We start from the raw sequence: 19,929 nt of genomic DNA, 5'->3' as shown, positions 1-19,929 counted from the left end.
TTACAAAAGGTTAATTTATATATTTCTAATTTTGCACCTTGACAAAGAAAACATGAAATGATACGCAAATATCATTAAATCTCTGTATAGATTGCTATAATTCATACCAGTCTTTATCATTAGCAATCCAAACTGGGAACTATATGATGTAGTAGCTTTTTTTACTGATTAACTCAGCTATAAAGGTTTGTGTTAGGTCAAATAAAAGCTACAGATTATCAAAAACTCAATAGCAGGTGTAAAAAGGACAGATATGCTTAAGGTTACTAGGGTCAACTAAATCTCCACCGTACTACTGACAGCGATCTGTAACAAGTGCTGTTTTTTGCAAGATACTACCAACTTGCGAAGTAATCGTGTGCCTACATCTAAGCTAGAGATTTTTGGTATAAAAAATACAATTTAACTGCATCTACACACACATCTATACACACATCAACATACACCTCTAGATACATGAAAACGACATTAAATTTGTCACGTTTTTATAAAGCATGTAATCCAAGCTATACGCTTAATATAAGTAACGTGTTAGATCGCCAGTATTACATAGATTTTGCTGATGTTCGTGGTTGCAAGATTGTGGAAGAATTGCAGCGGACTATCATTCGGATTTCTCCTGATGAGCCAACCTGTCAGTTATTTACGGGCCATATTGGCTGCGGGAAGTCAACGGAATTGCAGCGCCTCAAGACAGAACTAGAATTAGCAGGATTTCATGTAGTTTATTTTGAGTCCAGTCAAGACTTAGATATGGCGGATATTGATATCAGCGATATTTTGCTGAGTGTAGCCCGTCAAGTTAGTGCCAGTTTAGAAGGCATTAACGTCAAACTCAAACCTGGTTACTTTACCAATTTATTTAAAGAAGTAGGCGATTTTTTGCAAAGCCCCATAGAGCTTTCTGGACAAGCAGAGTTATCGTTGGGTATTGCCAAAATTACCGCTAAAACCAAAGATAGTACCCAGACGCGGAATCAACTAAGGCAATATCTGGAGCCACGTACCAATAGTATTTTGCAAGCGATCAACGAAGAAATTCTCGAAAAGGCTGTTGAACAGCTAAAACTACGGGGTCAAAAAGGATTAGTAGTAATTGTAGATAATTTGGATCGAGTGGATATGCGTCCCTTAGCATCGGGGCGATCGCAACCAGAATATCTCTTTATCGACCGAGGCGAACAGCTACGCCGACTCAAATGCCACCTAGTTTATACAATTCCTCTAACGTTAATTTTCTCCAATGAGTATGAGACATTGAAAAATCGTTTGGGGGGAGGGATTGCGCCAAAAGTACTACCTATGGTATTGGTGCGCCAAAGAGATGGCAGTGACTATGAACCAGGGATGTCACTAGTCCGCCAATTAGTTTTAGCAAGAGCTTTTCCAGAAGTTCCTTTGAATGAAAGGCTTTTATTAATTACAGAATTATTTGATCACTCCCAAACTTTGGATCGGATATGTCGCGTTAGTGGTGGTCATATTCGTAATTTATTAGGTTTACTTTATAGCTGCCTACAACGAGAAGATCCACCCTTTTCTAGGGACTGCTTAGAAGCCGTGATTAAAGACTACCGCGACGATTTGCTATTAGCTATTGATGAATCCCAGTGGGAATTATTGTTTGAAGTAGTGCAGCAGCAGAGAGTTAAAGGTGAGTCTGATTACCAAAGCTTACTAAGAAGCATGTATCTGTTTGAATATCGTGATCCTCTGGGGCGATGGTTTGGCATCAGTCCAGCCTTAGCAGAAACAGAAAAAGTTTTAGCTTGGCAACAAAAAAAGTAACCGTGCTGCGTGAGTCATTAGTCGTTAGTCCTTTGTCATTTGCCATTGGACTAATAACTAATGCTCAATTTCCCATTCCCCATTCCCCATGTTCAATAACCCATGACTAGTGATAAGCAGCTACACATCTACACAAAAGAAAATCAGCATACATTGCAAAGACTGATTAGAGCGATCGCACTTTCCGAAGGACAATTTGCCCTAATTTTAGTTCGGTGTAACTATGGGCAATTACGTGAGCAAATGTTAGAAAATATTCGCTCTATTAGCAAAGACATCTATATCAGAAAAATCGTTCTGAATCCATCAACTACTTCCTTACACAACACAATAGTCTCAGAACTATCTTTAGATAATCCTGCTGTCCTTACAGATTCTTTGCCATCAGCTGTGATGGTTTTTGGTATTGAGTCAACTATAGACATAGAAAACTTACTTACAGGCATTAACCAAGCGCGAGATATCTATGCTGCGACTTTTCCTTTTCCAGTGGTGTTGTGGCTACAAGATGATGTGGCATCATTACTTTCAAGATTAGCACCTGATTTTAAAAGCTGGGCTGCAACCACGATTAAATTTGAAATGGCAAAGGTAGATTTGATTGCTTTGATCGACCAAGAAGCAGAATCTCTAGTTGCCAAAGTTTTAGAAGCAGGTGCCGAAACATTTTTATCTAACGCCTCCCTAGATTTAGATCCTAAGTCTCAACACCGCCACGAAATAGAATCAGCCCGTAATGATTTGCTGCGCCTGTACAACCTTCAATTAACTCCAGGATTAGAAGCTAGTTTAGAATTTGTTTTAGGGCGAGATAAATACGCCAACGATCAAATTAATGGTGCTTTAGCCAATTATCAAAGAAGCCTAGCATTGTGGCAGCAAGAAACCAGGAGAGTAGCAGAGTGGGAAAGTAATTCTTCTTTACCCGTCTCATCTTTACTCAAGCAAGCAATAGTAATATTCCATCTGGGGCTGTGTTATCACCGAATGGCAGACTTACATCAAAATAGTAATAGTAGCTATTGCGAACATGCTCTATTGTGGTTTAAACAATGCCTAGAAATATTGGAGGAAGTACAAAGAGAAGACTTAGTTGCTAAATTTATTTTGCCCGCTTGTGAAATGCTGCAACGTTTACAAGCCTGGGATGACTTAAAAGAATTAGCTCAAAAGTCATTACATCTACATAAAACCTATGGAAGCGCTGCACAAGTTGCTCAAGATTATGGCTTTTTGGCAAATGTGGCAGCTTCTGAGTCGAATTGGATACTGGCTCATGAATTAGCAAATACAGCACTTTCTATCTCCGAAGAAATAACACAAGCTTCTCTGCAAGACGCTTTGCGAAGACGACGACAAGAAAGTTGGTATCTTCTCTTGCTAGCTCGTACACAGAGGCATCTCGGTGAACCAGAGGAGGCTATCAATAATCTGGAATGGGCGAGGGTAGTTTGTGAGCTACAACATCAGCCATCTCTTTATTTAGAGATTTTAGAGGAACTGCGATCGCTTTACTTTTTTGAGCGTCATGACTATACAGAAGCCTTTAAGCTCAAGCAAGAAAAGATTCAAATAGAACATCAGTATGGCTTTCGTGCCTTCATTGGGGCAAGCCAATTGCAGCCGCAACACTCTAAAATTAACCCAGCATTGGAACCTCAAAAAATACCGTTTATTCCTGAGGGAGTTGCCCAAGAAATATCTGCTTCTGGACGGCAGCAAGATGTCAATCGTTTGATTGAAAGAATTACTCGTGCAGACTACAAGCTCACAGTAATTTATGGCCCATCCGGTGTAGGTAAAAGTTCAACTCTCAAAGCTGGTTTAGTCCCAGCACTCAAAGGTAAAGTTATCGGTGAACGTATTCCTATACCTATTGTTTTGTCTGTTTACACTGATTGGCTCACAGTCTTGATAAGCAGTTTAAATCAAGTGCTGGCATCCACAGGAATATCAGTTAATCTTGACTCTACACCCACTATACTCCTAGAAAAAATTCGGTTAGCAACCGAGCGTAACTATACAATAATTATCATCTTAGACCAGTTTGAAGAATTTTTCTTTATTAGTAATCTTCCCACTGAAAGAATAGAGTTTTACCAATTTTTTAGTGAATGTTTAAATATTTCTTATGTCAAAATTATTCTGTCATTAAGAGAAGATTATTTACATCATTTATTAGAATTTGAACGGTTCAGCCAAAAAAATAGCATTGGTTTATATGATTTAGGCGTAATTAATAAAAATATTCTCGATAAGGATATTCGCTATTATCTAGGAAAATTCTCTAGCGAGGATGCTAAAGCCATAATTCATAGTCTTATTCAGCGTTCCCATTCTGAATTAAGTGATGAATTAATTAACCGATTAGTCCAAGATTTAACAACAGAACTAGACGAAGTACATCCAATTGAATTACAAATAGTTGGCGCTCAACTACAAATAGAAAACATTACCACACTCGGACAATATAAACTTTGCGGCGGCTCGGCGAAATTGGTAGAACGCTGGCTTGGGGAGGTTATTAAAGATTGTGGTCAGGAGAATGAAGAGTTAACTTGGAAACTATTATTTGAGTTAACTGATGAAAAAGGCACGCGACCGTTAAAAACTAAAACTGATTTAGCGGCTGCATTAGTTAATAATAATGATCTAGATACAATATCAAGCTTTGACACAGTTGGGGAACTGATTTTAGAGATATTGGTGGGTTCAGGTTTGGTGTTGCGAGTTAGAGAAGAGTTAGGCGATCGCTACCAGCTAGTTCACGATTATTTAGTTGAACCAATTCGCCAAAAGAACAATTATGGTATGCTCGCGGAATTAGAAAAAATCAAACTTGAAAAAACTCAAGCTGAAGTCGCCCAACAACTTAGTCAAAAGCAACTCAATTTGGTATTGCAACGGCGACTGCGGGAAGCACGAATAGCAGGCGCAGTGCTGGCAATCATGAGCGGAACAATAGCAACATTATGGTGGCAAGCCGACTTGCAAAAAAGAGCAGCAGTCCGCCAAACTCTACGAGCTGAACGCAGTGAAAGCAACTTGAACATTAGTGCGATCGCTGCTACTAGTGAAGCTTTATTTGCCTCTAATAAAGAATTTGATGCTCTATTAGAAAGTTTGCGGGCTTGGAGAGGACTTAAACAGGCAGATGTCGTGCAGCCAGATACCCGAATGCGGGTAGTGACAGCCTTGCAACAGGCAGTTTATGGAGTAACAGAGGTTAACCGCCTGGAAGGGCACACTGATGTTGTCTGGGGACTAGCTTTCAGTCCAGATGGTCAGTTACTAGCATCAGGTAGCCTAGATAAAACTGTGAAACTTTGGCGTCCTGACGGAACCTTACTCCAAACCCTTGAAGGTCACACTAGTGCTGTTAACTGTGTAAGTTTTAGCCCTGATGGTCAAACCCTAGCCTCCGCCAGCCTTGACAAAACAGTGCAAATCTGGCACAAAAACTCTGTTACAGGTGGATTTGACACCAAGCCATATAAAACCTTGAAAGGACATGGAGATGGGGTTTATAGCGTTAATTTTAGTCCTGATGGTGAATTGTTAGCTACTGGTAGTAAGGATAAAACCGTAAAACTCTGGCGCAAAGACGGAAGCTTAGTAAAAATACTGGTAGGACATCAAGGGCCAGTTAACTGGGTAAACTTCAGCCCTGATGGTCAATTGATCGTCTCATCCAGCGACGACAAGACATTGAAAATCTGGCGACGCGATGGTAGCCTTGTTACAACTTTGCAGGGACATCAGAAAGCTGTGACTGTAGCTGTTTTCAGTCCAGATGGTAAATTGTTGGCGTCAACAGGTCTAGATAAGACAGTGAAACTTTGGCGGCGAGAAAGTAACAGCACTAAAGACGGTTTTGACTTTCGTCTTTATAAAACTTTACGGCAGCATCGTAAGGCTGTGTGGAGTTTGAGTTTTAGTTCCGATAGTCAAAAGTTAGCTTCCGCAGGTCTAGACAAAACCATAAACCTCTGGAGTACCAATGGTACTTTACTCAAAACCTTCAAAGGACACAGCTATTATGTTGTCAGTTTAGCTTTTAGTCCAAATAACAAATTGCTGGCTTCAGGAAGTTACGACAAAAGCGTGAAACTATGGAGTTTAGATGCCCCAACACCGTCTATTCTTCAAGGGCATCGCAAGCGAGTTTTAAGCGTTGCTTGGAGTCCCGACGGTCAGATGCTAGCTTCTGGTAGTAGCGATCGCACTGTCAAACTTTGGCAACGATACACCAGTAGTGGCGAGGTCAAAACCCGACTTTATAAAACTTTAGTGGGGCATACAAATCAAGTTACTAGTGTCAGTTTTGACCCCAAAGGTGAAATGCTGGCCTCAGGAAGTTTTGACAAAACAGTTAAAATTTGGCGGCTTGACGGTACTTTAATCATGACTCTCTACGGGCATAGTGATAGTGTGATGAGCGTGAATTTTAGTCCTGATGGTCAGTTTTTGGCATCAGCTAGCAAAGATAAAACAGTGAAACTTTGGAACCGTGAGGGCAAGTTGCTCAAAACCTTAGTGGGGCATCAGGATTCGGTAAATAGCGTCAACTTTAGCCATGATAGTCAGCTTTTAGCCTCTGCCAGTGATGACCAAACTGTTAAACTTTGGCAACGAGATGGTACGTTGTTAAAAACTTTCTCGCCCCATGACAGCTGGGTGACAGGTGTCAGCTTTAGTCCCACTGACGAGTTACTGGCTTCTGCTAGTTGGGATAACACTGTGAAACTGTGGCGACGGGATGGGACGTTGTTAAAAACCTTATTAAAGGGGTACAGTGATAGCGTCAATGCCGTTACTTTCAGCCCCAATGGTGAATTCCTCGCCGCCGCCAGTTGGGACAGTACAGTGAAACTCTGGAGCCGTGATGGCAAATTAATTAAAAGTCTCAATGGGCATCGTGCTGGGGTATTTAGTGTCAGTTTTAGCCCAGATGGTCAAACACTAGCATCAGCCAGTGATGACAACACGATAATCTTGTGGAATTTAAATCTTGACGACCTACTTGTTCATGGTTGCGGCTGGGTGGGCGATTACCTCAAACACAACCCCAATCTAGAGGAGCGCGATCGCCTTCTTTGTAATGGTATAACCAGTAAAAACCCTCTTTAATTACGAATTAGCTTGAAGCCTCAATGAGCAACCGCTCTTGGTTTAGCGGTTGATGAGGCGATCTAAGTTGTTAATTCAGAGCTAGAACTTACGCATTGACAGAAAAGCCAAAATAACAGGTAGAGTTTTCAAGGCTGATAGCTAGATTTTTCAATGAGATTTTAGCGATGCCTGCGGCGGGCTACGCCTACGCACTCAATCAAAGGTGATTGATAAAAGCCCGAAACAACGTATTTAGGTTGATGCACAAGATAGTTATTTTGTACAGTGCGTAAGTCCTAAAAGCTAGAAATTTATTTTAAGATCATCAGCCGCATGAGCGATCGCTCTCCAAAACTTCATGATTATTTTCTGCGGGAGCCTCTTGTGGCAAATTTGCTAAAAAGGCTTGCAGTCTCATGCGCTCAATATAAGGCCAGCCTCCCTCAGACTCAATATCTTTCAGTAGTGAGTAGAGTTGCCGACGGTTAACAGGCAAACTCTCTTGAAAAACCCCGTCTCGAATCTCTCGGTGTAAATGCTCCAATTGCCTAAGCATCGCCAAAAGAGCTACACTATCGCCTTGACAATCTTGAACTGCATCATACACCACAGTTGCGATCGCTTGCAGTTTACAGGATAATTCCCCTGATTCAAGATTTTTATTATTGTTCATGCCATCCTTTCCGTATAAATGAGGTCAACTCAAATTTACCGGAGATTTTTAATTTTCCCTAGTTTGCCAATAGTTCCTCTAGAAAATGAACCTTCTGTAGGCTTTTAGAATCTCCCTTTCCCCCTGCCTCTTCATTGACTCAGGGGTGAATATAACTAGATTTGTATCTTTATCAAAAGCAATTGCGATCGCTCGTAAAAGAGCGTAGTAACCTTTACCATAGCCTCCACGGCAGCTAAATGCGATCGGGATGAGACTTTCTTGAATTTTGAGTACTTTGATTTTGAGTTAAAAAAAATCGTATGATCTGGCTGATTTACCCATCAAACAATGGGCTGTATGTAGTGGCGTCACATACATGATACAAAAAGACTTGGGCGACGCCGCTTTTGCTATATGCAAAAGCAAAGTGCGAAGCAGCAACACGTTTAAGTACGTTTAGCAGAGAAAAGTTTGAGTGGCGACTGCCAACCTATACGCCCGGACACTTGTTTCAACTCAAGAATCAGAGCAATGCAATGTCCGATAAAGGATGGCTTCTCGTCAAATATCAAAGCTTCGATGCAGTTTTACAACTTAGATATTAATTTTTGAGATTGAGGTTGACCATGAGGTATCGCGCTTTAATTGTTGCATTCTTGGCTTTGTGCCTGGGGCTAATAACTGCTTGTAGTGATGCTCCTGCTGTTAGTAGTGGTAGAGATGTCCTCACTTACGATCAAATTCGCGGCACTGGCTTGGCTAACAAATGCCCCCAACTAGCAGAAACAAGCCGTGGCTCCATTCCCATTGATTCTAGCCAGTCATACACCATCAAAGAACTTTGCTTAGAACCAACTAGCTTCTTCATCAAAGAAGAACCTGCTAATAAACGCCAACAAGCAGAATTTGTTGCTGGCAAATTGTTGACCAGATATACTTCCACCATTGACCAGGTGCAAGGCAACCTAAAAATTAACCCAGATAATAGCCTCACCTTTGTGGAAACTGATGGTCTTGACTTCCAAGCCATCACTGTGCAACTTCCCGGTGGTGAGCGAGTACCTTTCCTCTTCACCATCAAAAACTTGGTTGCTCAAAGCCAACCTAATTTGAGCAGCATTAACACCTCTACGGACTTTGAAGGCACTTTCAAAGTTCCTTCCTACCGTGGTGCTGCTTTCCTAGATCCAAAGGGTCGTGGTGTCGTTAGTGGCTACGATAATGCCGTGGCTCTCCCCGCCCAAGCGGATGATGAAGAACTTACCCGCACTAACGTCAAGCGTGCTGAAAATCTTAATGGCAAGATTTCATTGCAAATCGCTAAAATCGATAGCTCTAGTGGTGAAATTGCTGGTACTTTCGAGAGCGAACAGCCATCTGATACTGATTTAGGTGCTGGCGAACCTAAAGAAGTTAGGATTCGCGGTCTATTTTTTGCACGGGTTGAACCGGCTCGTAGCTAAACTCTCTAGAGTTAGGTAACTGACTGGCATTCAGAACTACAATTCTGTAAGCATCAGGGTTCATAACAAAAGTTAACTTTTTTGCCACCATTTTCAGGGCTGTTTCATTCCTATAAAAGCATTACAGCAACGAAAAGAGACAAAGGTTCAAGGGGAGACAAGAGAAAAATTCTTCCTTCCCTTGTTGCTCGCTTTTCAAGAAGCTTTTAAAGAATGAAACAGCCTGCCTTTTTTTAGGCGTTTTTCACAAAGAGGAGGAAACTTTAAATACAACAAAGGGCGAGATGCCTTTTGTTGTATCTTTTTGCGTAAATTTACGTATTATTTTTGGCAAATTATTAGTAATTTTTAATTAGTGGATGAATTTTGGTTTAATAAACACGTAATTTTACTGTAAATAAAACTTTTGCTTATCCAATAAAATTGCGGCTACTGTTGTTTTGTTTATAGAAATTAGCTTCAGCATTAATTAATTAAAGTTAAGTACAATCTCGGTTTTATATTTGGTAACTAATTTTATATTTTATTTCTATGTAGTCCTAAAAACAGCTACAGATCATACCAATTTTGCTTATTTAAACTTTGCTCGATTGTCAAGCAAGTCTGTGGAATTTTCTTTAGAAAAACGTTGTTATCTACCAGAGAATTTTCTGAGGCATATAGCACGACATTAGCTTTGATATCGTGCGATCGCCACCGGAAAGGGCGGGTACGCCATCGCAGCTGAGTTTAAAAGTGAGGAATTAATTGTTGATTTACTTAATAAACATGGTGCTATGCCTACCACAACAACCAATGAACTGAAACATGAAATTTGGCAGTTGTTGCGAGAATATCAGCAATCTCCGTCAGGAAATATTCGCAATAAGCTGGTAAAACTCAATATTGGACTTGTGAGAAAAGAAGCTCACTACTGGACGAATCAATGTCATGAAACCTACGATGATTTGCTTCAGGTTGGGTCTTTGGGTTTAATCAGGGCGATTGAAAAATTTGAAGTTTCCAAGGGACATGCCTTTAGTTCTTATGCTCTTCCCTATATTCGGGGTGAAATTCAACACTATCTCCGAGATAAAGGTGTCACCGTGCGAATTCCTCGCAAGTGGTTAGCACTGCAACAGCAAGCAATAGGAGTGTCACGTTCTTGGCGTGAAAAGCATAATCGCCAACCAACAGACTCAGAATTAGCAACAGCACTGGAAATTTCTCCAAACGAATGGCAAGAAATTAAATTAGCATGGATAAATCGCGCTCCCTTGAGTCTTGATGTGCCAATCCAAGATGGAGAAGAAGGCTCTACCTGTTTGGGAGAATTAGTTCCAGATCCTAACTATCGCAGCTTTCAACTAGTACAAGAAGACCAACTTCGCTTGCAACAAGCATTGGTTCAGCTAGAACAACGCACCCGCGATGTGTTGGAATGTGTGTTTTTACAGGATTTAACACAAAAACAAGTTGCAGAACATCTGGGAATTAGTGTGGTAACAGTTTCCCGTAGAGTTAAGAAAGGTCTGGATTTGATGAAACAGCTTATGGGTGTGGCAGAAGATTGATTGCATAAACACCAAGCCGCAGTTATGCTGAGTACACAGTGCTAAAAATAACCCTCAAAATTTAAAAAGTTAAGTTATAAAGGGAACATACTTTGCCTTTGATACAAATTTTAGGCATGTTAATTTCAACTTTCTAGTTTTTCAATGGCTTTTGAGAACAGCTCATGGGCAGAAATTTAAAAATTACAATTACAGCTATTTTAACTTTGGCGATCGCTGGATGTGCTTCTGAAGAGACACCACAAGCCATCAATCCTACGCCAGTTCCTAAAATAGCAGCAAAGTCGCCATCAACGACTCAATCCTTTAAGAATCCAGTGATACCTGCCAAAGAGGTTTCGCAATTTACTCCTGCATCTGCTAACTTGATTCAATCTACTAATGCTACAGAGCGGGCACGGTTTGTTCAGGTATCAAAAGACCGAGCTGATCCGTTTGCACAACTTTTCGGGCAGACTCCCGGAATGCCTAAAACAGTTGGAAGACCTGTTCCCATGTTGCCTAAGCTACCTACTGCATCCCTAAAAGTCCGAAAACTTCCAACACCCAACATAGCTTTAAATCAGAAAAAAAATAAGATTGCTTCTGTACCAAAAAAAGTCAATCCTAGTTCGATTTCAGTTTTACCTAAGGTTTTGCCTCAAGTTGTCCCCAACCCAGCTTTAATATCTGTATTGCCACCGCCAGCACAACCTGAGTTAGCAAAGGCAGTTGTTGTGACTGGTGTAGTTCTAATTAGTAAGGAACCACAGGCAATTATCAAAGTACCAGATGAACCGACGAGTCGCTATGTGCAGGCGGGACAGCGATTAGCAAATGGCGTACTGGTTAAACGTATTGAAATGAATCAGGGCTACAATCCCATCGTGATTCTGGAACAATATGGTATTGAAGTTGCCAAAATGGTAGGAGAAGGGGCTGTCAATTCAACGCCGTCTGCTGCATCTGCTAGCGGCAATCCTGTTTCAGTGACAACGCCCCCCTCAAATCCTTTTAATGTTGGAGCTTCATAACGATGGGGACTAAGGAAAAAATTGAATTTGCTGGTTTGCCTTTAACTGTCTATAGAGAGATAGCAGCTCATTTACATCAAGTCGAAGGGGTAGAAGTGGATTTAATTCCCCAGTCATCCCAAGAGTTTGATTACAATCAAAGTCAAATTGGTGGCTTGTGCATATCGTGGACAGCAAACTCTGGTTCAGAAAGTCGGCAACGAGTTAATCAAATTTTGGCTTACTATCAAAATCGTTATATGAATTCTATTTGATTTGTAAAAATTGAAATTTTAGATTCCCGATTTCTCCAAGAAATCGGGAATTTTGTTGTTCACAAATGACTAAGTAGAGCTAGCCCTTTCAAAGTGGGTAAAAATTTTGCTCGATCAACCCTAACCTCTTAATGTATTCTCTGTGTTTAATAAGGTTAAATAAAATGCTTTTGAACCGCCCCAGACGCAAAAAAGCCAGTACGTCCTTGCGGTTCCCTGATTTGTACCCATACGGGGATCTTGCTACGCTCTTAGCGTTAAGGCAGAGTAGCAACTGGCGCGGCGCAGAGAAAAAAGAGACTTTACCAGTCACCTTGAAAGGGCTAGTCTTTACTACGAACTTGTTCACCCTCGTAACTAATGTGACAGACTACTAATAAAAAAGAGCCTTCATTCGCAATAAACTTGATTTGCGGATATTTTTGCATTTATCACATCTGTTATAGTCTAAACAGTTCAATTGAGGAAAGCCCAACTTGATGGCAGCCTTGGAAGATGTAAAAATTGCAGCGTTGATTCGGGAAGCTCGGCAGCTACTGCAACTGTCTCAAGTTGAGTTTGCTAGCAAAATCGGTGTGTCATTTCAGAGTGTTAATCGATGGGAAAATGGACGAAATAGACCAATTCCTCTAGCGCTCAAACAGATTGAAAAATTGTTACATGAAATGGGAGAACCAGGTGAAAACCTATTAACCAAATACTTTAGCGATCAGGACTAGCAGCAATGGCATCTGAAGGAGAAGGTCTAGCTGTTAACAGTGTTTTTATTGAAGGTGGCGAAATAGTCAGCCTGATGCGATCGCTCGATTGGTCACAGACTGCTTTAGGTTATGTGGCTGATTGGCCCCAGAGTTTACGGAGTGCCATTAGCATCTTGCTGGCTTCTAAAGCTCAGATTTGCCTCTTCTGGGGTTCGGAATTAATCACGATTTATAATGATGCTTATCGCCCTGCCCTTGCCTCAAAACATCCTTGGGCGCTCGGTCGCCCTGCTCATGAAGCGTGGAGCGAAGTCTGGAATGTTGTAGAACCTTTACTCAAGGGAGTTGTTGCCACAGGAATTGCATTTTGGGCACAAGATCATTTATTTTTCCTGAATCGACACGGTTACATTGAGGAAACTTACTTCGATGTCTCCTACGACCCCGTGCGAGATGAAAGCGGGAAAGTTGGCGGAGTCTTTTGCATTGTTAGTGAAACAACAGGACGAGTGCTGGGCGATCGCCGTTTACAAACTCTGAGCTTACTAAGTAGAGAAACGGCTCAAGCAAAGACTACAGAAGCGGCTTGTCTGTCTGCAATTCAAGCCTTAGCAACTAATTCTCATGATATCCCGTTTGCCATGCTGTATCAGGTAGAGGCAGATGGCAGAAGTGCAAAGCTGGTTGGAACTACTCCAATGGAGGAAACAGGAACAATTCTATCGAGAGTAAATTTAACTCAACACAGCGATGCATGGAAAATCGCACAAGTTTATCATACCGGGGAAGCAGCAATCGTCGATGATTTGACAACTCAGTTTGGAGCTTTGCCCACAGGAGCTTGGGACAAACCCCCCTCTGCTGCTTGGGTCGTGCCGCTCATCGCAGGTGGACAAAAACAAATCGTTGGATTGCTGGTATTGGGTATTAATCCTTACCAAGCTTTTGAGGGGGAGTACCGGAAGTTCTTCGATTTGCTAGTAGGCAACATGACGATCGCGATCGCTAATGCGCGTGCTTATGAAGAAGAACGCAAGCGGTTGGAAGCACTAGCAGAACTGGATCGAGCCAAAACGACCTTCTTCAACAACATCAGCCACGAATTTCGCACTCCCCTAACGCTGATGCTGTCGCCACTGAAAGAGATGTTAACCGAATTAGACGGAATTCTTCCAACCAAAGCCCAAGAAAAATTGGAGATGGTGCAGCGCAATGGCACACGGCTGCTCAAGCTAGTCAATACGCTGTTAGATTTCTCGCGCATTGAAGCCGGGCGCACCATAGCTAGTTATGAGCCAATTGATTTAGCCACTTATACCGCAGAACTAGCAAGTATTTTCCGGTCTGCTGCTGATTCGGCGGGATTGCAATTAATTGTGGATTGTCCTCCCCTAGCAGAACCCGTTTATGTAGACCGCGAAATGTGGGAGAAAGAGGAGCGCTATCGAACGCTGTTTGAGTCTATTGACGAAGGATTCTGCGTGATCGAAATGCTGTTTGATGAAAACGACACGCCGAACGATTACCGCTTTTTAGAAATCAATCCGTCCTTTGAGAAACAAGCGGGACTCAAAGACGTACAAGGCAAAAGAATACGTGATCTAGTTCCGAATCATGACAAGCATTGGTTTGAAATTTACGGCAAAGTCGCCATAACGGGCGAACCCGTTCGCTTTGAGAATCGCGCTGTTGCCCTACAACGTTGGTTCGACGTTTATGCATTCCGCATTGGGCAACCACAGCAGCGACAAGTCGCCGTCCTTTTCAAGGATATCAGCGATGCCTATCAGCAAGCTACGCAACGCCAACTTGCCGAAGCCGCCCTGCGAGAAAGTGAAGAGTTAAAGCAACGAATTTTGGACAGCAGTCATGATTGTATCAAAGTTTTAACGTTAGATGGGCGGGTACTCTACTTGAATAAAGGGGGGCTGCATCTTCTAGAAATTGATGAGCCTGCGTCCTTTCTTAACGCCGAGTGGATTGATTTATGGCAAGGCGAAGACCGAGAAAAGGCCGCTGCGGCGATCGCCGCAGCCAAAATAGGTAATGTTGGTCAATTTCAAGGCTATTGCCCCACTGCAAAGGGTAAGGCGAAGTGGTGGGATGTGATTGTTACTTCCGTCCGAAATGCATCAGGAATTATTGCACAACTCTTAGTCGTCTCACGCGATATTACAAAGCAAAAGCAAGCGGAAGCTGAACGCGAACAACTTTTTTTGCGTGAGCAAGCTGCGCGTGAACAAGCTCAGACAGCGAATCGAATTAAAGATGAGTTTTTAGCAGTGCTATCACATGAATTGCGATCGCCCCTCAATCCTATTCTGGGTTGGTCTAGGTTGCTTCGCAATGGAACATTAAATGCCGCAAAAACGGCTATTGCTTTGGAAACAATCGAGCGCAATGCCAAACTCCAGGCCCAATTAATTGAAGATTTGTTAGATATCTCTCGCATCTTGTCTGGCAAACTCAATTTGGAAATGGCTCCTGTTAACTTAGCATCGACGATTGAAGCGGCTATTGAAACCGTGCGTTTAGCAGCAGAAGCGAAGTCAATTGAAATTCAGAGAATATTTGACCCAAATATTGGGCAGATTTTAGGAGATTCTGCTCGTTTACAACAAGTATTTTGGAATTTGCTTACTAACGCTGTAAAATTTAGTTTCGCTGGTGGACGGGTCGAAATTCGGTTAGAGTGCCGAGACTCGCAGGCTCAAATTACTGTTAGCGACACGGGTAAAGGTATTAATCCAGACTTTTTACCCTACGTGTTTGAATCTTTTCGTCAGGCAGATGCGACAACAACTAGGAAGTTTGGCGGATTAGGGTTAGGGCTGGCGATCGTCCGTCATCTAGTTGAACTGCATGGAGGTACTGTTCAAGTAGACAGTGCTGGAGAAGGACAGGGAGCCATCTTTAATGTCAGGTTTCCTTTGATGAAAGCACAAAGTTATAGCCAGAAAGTACAAGAGGACTCCTCATTATTAACTTTTAACACCTCACCTCTGACAGGAATACGGTTACTAATTGTTGATGATGATGAAGATATCCGTGATTTTTTGGGCTTTGTTCTTGAGCAGGCGGGAGCAGAGGTTTGTATTGTGACATCGGCAATAGAAGCACTACAAGCCGTAGAGCAATCACCACCAGATATTTTATTGAGTGACATTGGAATGCCAGAGATGGATGGCTATATGCTAATTCGACAAATTCGAGCCATGCTACCCGAACAAGGTGGGAAAATTTTGGCTTTAGCCCTCTCGGCTTATGCTGGAGAAGTTAATCGCCAACAAGCTCTAGCCGCCGGATTTCAGCAGCATGTTGCCAAGCCAATAGACCCAGACAGATTAATTGCAGTCATTCTAGATATAATCGCCAAGAGAAATTAAATTTCAAGATAAGTGTGTAAAAGCTTCTGCGACTTCCCGCAGGATAGCTCAACTTGCGACCATCAATTCGTTATTTTAAATTTTTAATTGGAGCAAAATAACTATGACTGCTGCTGTCTGTCTAGAAAATGTCTACAAGTTTTACAATAATGTACCTGTAGTCAATGACCTGTCATTCCAAATTGAAGCGGGGGAAATATTTGCTCTACTCGGCCCGAACGGTGCGGGTAAATCAACCACAATTCGGATGCTGACTACACTAACGAAACCTTCCCAAGGACGGATAGAAGTAGGTGGATATGATGTGATGAGCCAAGCAATGTTGGCAAAACAAAGTATTGGCGTAGTCTTGCAGCAAGTAAGTGTAGATAACGATTTAAGCGTTTGGGAAAATATGGAACTGCATGGGAGGCTACATCACATTAGTAACCCACAAAGACAAAAACTAATTAATCAATGGTTAGAGTATGTTGAGTTAGCAGAAAAACGTAATGATTTGGTAAAAACCCTATCTGGGGGTATGAAACGACGATTGCAAATTGCCAGAGCTTTATTGCATCAACCGCAAATTCTGTTTTTGGATGAACCAACGGTAGGACTAGACCCCCAAACTAGGCGACGGCTTTGGGAAATTATTCGAGATTTGAATAAGCAGGGAATGACAATGCTACTAACGACCCATTATATGGATGAGGTCGAATTTTTGTGCGATGCTTTTGGTTCTACCAAGCCAGGACGCATCGGTATTATGGATAGCGGTAAGCTGATTTCTTTAGGAACTTTACAACAGCTGCGCTCTGCTCACGGTGAAGGTTTGGTAATGAAACAATTAGGTATATCTGAAGTGGGAAGTGATGGTGCTCGTAGTTGGGAATATCTGTTTTTCCCATCTTTGGAAGCAGCAAATATCTACTTGAATGAACAGCCTGATAAAACTGGAATGATGGTGCGTCCCTCTAATCTGGAAGATATTTTTGTGGAATTAACGGGACGCCAGTTAGATTAAACTCATCCTCCTAACTGTCGCAGCATGGCTTCTACCCTGTTGACGCCATCTGAGTCATTGCGCCGCTTGTACAAGTCACGGGCTTTCTGAAGCAAGCTGTTTGCTTGTTTGGTTTGTCGGCGCTGTTTATACATCGAACCCATTAACTCATAAGTTTGGGCGTTGTTCTTATCTAATTCGATTGCTTGTTGGTATGCCCAGCTAGCAGCATTATAGTCTCCCATGCGAGATTGGGTCACAGCCAATCCTAAATAGGCGTTAACGTTGTTACGGTTCAGTTGTATGGCCCGACGGTAGCCTTCTTTTGCCCCACGCGTGTCGCCCAAATTCGCTTTGATGTAACCCACTGCGTAATAAAAATCACTATTGTTAGGATTGATGGCGATCGCCCGACGATAAGCTGTTAATGCTGCTTGGTAATTTCCCTGTTGTGCGTATAAATAGCCAATACCTGAATGAATTTTAGCGTTTTTGGCATCTAGCCTAGCTGCTTGCTGATAAACTGCGATCGCACCACCATAATCGCCCGTATCCACTAACCTCCGTCCTTCTTCTAGTAGTTGCTTTAACTCTGGGTTTTTGCCTTGCGCCACTAATACCTGAGCTTGAGCCACTGAAGGTATAGTCAAGGAAAAACATCCTAATAACACCACACTCAGCACAATTGATGTTGGCTTGTACACAGTAAATTTCCTGAAATTTTAGAGGACTTTTTTCTTGTACATTAAAACAAAAATATAGACTTTTGAAAACTGTATTTCTTCGTATTGATTAAGATGTTAATAATTCATTGGCTCTTTCCTTTACATTAGCCCTACATTACAGAGTTTTTACTGAATGATGAAGTGTAAGATATCAAGTTTAGATGAAGTTACTTACATATAAATCACTAGGCTGGCAAAATAACACTTATTTTGTCAGTAGTTATACGTGTCACTGAGAAAAACCCAACAGGCGTTTAGCCTAATTTTAAAAAGCGAACCACCAATTTCAGAAAATTTAACATTTATCCTTGTTTGTTATTTTATTTAATAATTTGCTGGTTCTGTATCCAATTATTCTTTAGAAAACTGCCACCAGGCGTTTATATCCTTTTTTGGACATTACACGGTAAGATCAATTTAACAAGCTAAATATTTTTCAAAATGTTAGTTTTTAGTCGGCAAGTGAGAGCGTAAATGCGATCGCAATCTAAAATTATGTGAGAGCATGTTTATCAAGTTTGTATCAATACAAACTAGTTTTGTATGTGAATTCTAATAATAAATATCAACCTATATACAATTTGGAAGGCTAATTTATGATTATAACTACCACTGATGTAATTCAAGGAGCCGTTATTGAGTCATATTTAGGCATTGTGACAGCAGAAGTAGTCTACGGTAGTAATTTCTTGCGGGATTTTCTGGCAGGTATTCGAGATATTATTGGTGGACGCACTGGTAGCTATGAGCGTCTATTTGAGCAGGGTCAACGCAAGGCATTAGAAGAATTAGAACAACGAGCACAACGTTTAGGAGCAAATGCTGTAATTGGGATTGAAATTGATACTGGCACAATCAATATTGACCAGTCAGGAGTTCTTTTACTGATTACTGCCACAGGTACTGCTGTAAAGATGCGTTAATTTTTGATTATCCTCACTTTGACAATGGTTACAAAGTTTTGTCTTAAGTCTAACTGCATACACAATTAAAGCTGGTTTTTTATAAAACTTAATAATTAATTGTGTTTTAATTTCAAATTTATTTTCTAAAAAGTTATTTACTAAACTGTATTAAAAAATGTTAAAAAAATTTATTTTTCTCACTAAAGATATACCTATTAACTCTTTCTATTGATAGATATAAAATAAGATGATTTAGTTATTTAATTTTAAGCATAAACATGAATATACCTGAGATAAGCTTTGCTGAAACAGCACTGGAGAACATAAGTTATGTCATACGTAAATCGCACAGGGAACGACGTTATTCCTACTGACCCTGTGGTATCAGGTCGAGTAAGTGAATATCATGATCTTGTTCGCTGGGGGCCGATTATTTCTGGTTTGTTGGTTGCTTTAGCTACTCAATTAATTTTGAGCGCTATAATTGGTGCTTTTGCGGCAGGTACAGTTGAAGGTTCAGGTGCACCCAGAACAATTGCCCCTAACGCTGCGGGTAATGCGGGGCTTTGGTCAACTATCGCTTTACTAATTTCTCTATTTACTGGTGGTTGGGTGACAGCCCGTGCTTGTGGGCCGATGAACCGCAATACAGCTCTTCTTAACGGCGCAATTCTTTGGGCAACGACTTTAGCAGTTAGCTCATGGCTGTTAGCAAATGGAGTATCTGGTGCTTTTGGTGTTGCTGCTTCTAACGCTGGGGAAGTGATAAATCAGGTACAACAGCAAGGTGGTATTAATGTACCACAAGCAAACATAACTGCCCAACAAGCTCGTGATGCAGCAGCTAATTTACGTTCGGGATTGTGGTGGTTTGTGTTTGGTTCTTTGTTAGGTTTAATAGCCTCAATGATTGGAGCCGCAACTGGAGCTCGTAGTCCTCGAGCTAACAATTACAATGCTTAAATAATTGTTTGACAGATTCAATCTAATGAATTTCTAAAGCACTTTTTAAAAGGTGCTTTCTGTTTTTTAGTTTTTTATTGAAAAAATTTTCCTACTATATTTATCTTTTAATCACCACTTTAGATATGCAGCTTCAATGCCCTGTTCACGTCGGATTTTGCCATCTTTTTCAAACCAAGCAATTACTTGCTGTGTTGTCAAATCTTCAATAGCAACGCTGTATTCTTGAGCGATATGTTTCAAAACCTTCAGTGATGAAATTGTCAATCTTGTTAAAAACTTTTCTGGGGAAGACAACAAAGCCGCGTCTACTTTTGCTGACTCTTCCAGGGTTAAAAATTGTGTTGATGGTTGCTGTGGTGGTAAATCCATAAATGAAATGCTATCTCAAATTTAGTTGGGCATTGGGCATTGGGCATTGGGCAT

At 41.3% G+C, this 19,929-nt stretch carries 14 protein-coding genes; 11 read left to right on the top strand and 3 right to left on the bottom strand.

Going from position 1 to position 19,929, the window contains the following annotated elements; translation table 11 throughout:
• Window positions 1-456 precede the first annotated feature (456 nt).
• Window positions 457-1,788 (top strand): P-loop NTPase fold protein, encoded by a 1,332-nt coding sequence (locus CDC33_RS17320; RefSeq protein WP_109009523.1) that lies wholly within the window; start codon window positions 457-459, stop codon window positions 1,786-1,788.
• 102 nt (window positions 1,789-1,890) lie between these two features.
• Entirely contained in the window at window positions 1,891-6,918 is a 5,028-nt protein-coding gene (locus CDC33_RS17315; protein WP_109009522.1) for a WD40 domain-containing protein, read from the top strand.
• A 307-nt stretch (window positions 6,919-7,225) separates the two neighbouring features.
• Here the strand turns inward: CDC33_RS17315 and CDC33_RS17310 are convergent, their stop codons facing one another.
• Window positions 7,226-7,573: a hypothetical protein gene (locus tag CDC33_RS17310; protein ID WP_109009521.1), complete on the bottom strand. Its 348-nt coding sequence runs from the start codon at window positions 7,571-7,573 to the stop codon at window positions 7,226-7,228.
• A gap of 608 nt (window positions 7,574-8,181) precedes the next feature.
• On the opposite strand from CDC33_RS17310, the gene CDC33_RS17305 reads away from it, so the two are divergent.
• From CDC33_RS17305 to CDC33_RS17275, 7 genes are all read left to right on the top strand, one after another.
• Entirely contained in the window at window positions 8,182-9,018 is an 837-nt protein-coding gene (locus CDC33_RS17305) for a photosystem II manganese-stabilizing polypeptide (RefSeq protein WP_109009520.1), read from the top strand.
• Window positions 9,019-9,794: 776 nt separating this feature from the next.
• Window positions 9,795-10,571, top strand: a complete 777-nt coding sequence (locus CDC33_RS17300) for an RNA polymerase sigma factor SigF (RefSeq protein WP_109009519.1) — start codon at window positions 9,795-9,797, stop codon at window positions 10,569-10,571.
• A gap of 164 nt (window positions 10,572-10,735) precedes the next feature.
• Window positions 10,736-11,584 carry a hypothetical protein gene (locus CDC33_RS17295; RefSeq protein WP_109009518.1) on the top strand — a complete coding sequence of 283 codons (849 nt, stop codon included), beginning with the start codon at window positions 10,736-10,738 and terminating at the stop codon, window positions 11,582-11,584.
• Between the two features lie 2 nt (window positions 11,585-11,586).
• Entirely contained in the window at window positions 11,587-11,838 is a 252-nt protein-coding gene (locus CDC33_RS17290; RefSeq protein WP_109009517.1) for a hypothetical protein, read from the top strand.
• A gap of 479 nt (window positions 11,839-12,317) precedes the next feature.
• On the top strand, window positions 12,318-12,557 hold the full coding sequence (locus CDC33_RS17285) for a helix-turn-helix domain-containing protein (protein WP_109009516.1): 240 nt from the start codon (window positions 12,318-12,320) through the stop codon (window positions 12,555-12,557).
• A 5-nt stretch (window positions 12,558-12,562) separates the two neighbouring features.
• Entirely contained in the window at window positions 12,563-15,925 is a 3,363-nt protein-coding gene (locus CDC33_RS17280) for a histidine kinase dimerization/phospho-acceptor domain-containing protein (RefSeq protein WP_109009515.1), read from the top strand.
• A gap of 103 nt (window positions 15,926-16,028) precedes the next feature.
• Entirely contained in the window at window positions 16,029-16,931 is a 903-nt protein-coding gene (locus tag CDC33_RS17275) for an ABC transporter ATP-binding protein (RefSeq protein WP_109009514.1), read from the top strand.
• 2 nt (window positions 16,932-16,933) lie between these two features.
• Here the strand turns inward: CDC33_RS17275 and CDC33_RS17270 are convergent, their stop codons facing one another.
• Window positions 16,934-17,614, bottom strand: coding sequence for a tetratricopeptide repeat protein (locus tag CDC33_RS17270; protein ID WP_109009513.1), 681 nt, complete (start codon window positions 17,612-17,614; stop codon window positions 16,934-16,936).
• A gap of 617 nt (window positions 17,615-18,231) precedes the next feature.
• Here CDC33_RS17270 and CDC33_RS17265 point away from each other — a divergent pair.
• Together CDC33_RS17265 and CDC33_RS17260 are read left to right on the top strand one after the other, a co-directional pair.
• A complete protein-coding gene (locus tag CDC33_RS17265) occupies window positions 18,232-18,558 on the top strand; it encodes a YbjQ family protein (RefSeq protein WP_109009512.1) in 327 nt (108 codons plus the stop codon).
• 312 nt (window positions 18,559-18,870) lie between these two features.
• Window positions 18,871-19,503 (top strand): hypothetical protein, encoded by a 633-nt coding sequence (locus CDC33_RS17260; RefSeq protein ID WP_109009511.1) that lies wholly within the window; start codon window positions 18,871-18,873, stop codon window positions 19,501-19,503.
• Between the two features lie 111 nt (window positions 19,504-19,614).
• Here CDC33_RS17260 and CDC33_RS17255 read toward each other — a convergent pair whose 3' ends face one another.
• Window positions 19,615-19,875, bottom strand: a complete 261-nt coding sequence (locus CDC33_RS17255; RefSeq protein WP_109009510.1) for an NDH complex assembly factor CRR9 — start codon at window positions 19,873-19,875, stop codon at window positions 19,615-19,617.
• Window positions 19,876-19,929: the final 54 nt, after the last annotated feature.

This window comes from Nostoc commune NIES-4072 (genome assembly GCF_003113895.1).
Lineage (GTDB): Bacteria > Cyanobacteriota > Cyanobacteriia > Cyanobacteriales > Nostocaceae > Nostoc > Nostoc commune.
The sequence above is the reverse complement of the archived record's forward strand: the minus strand, read 5'-3'. Positions and strand labels throughout refer to the sequence as shown.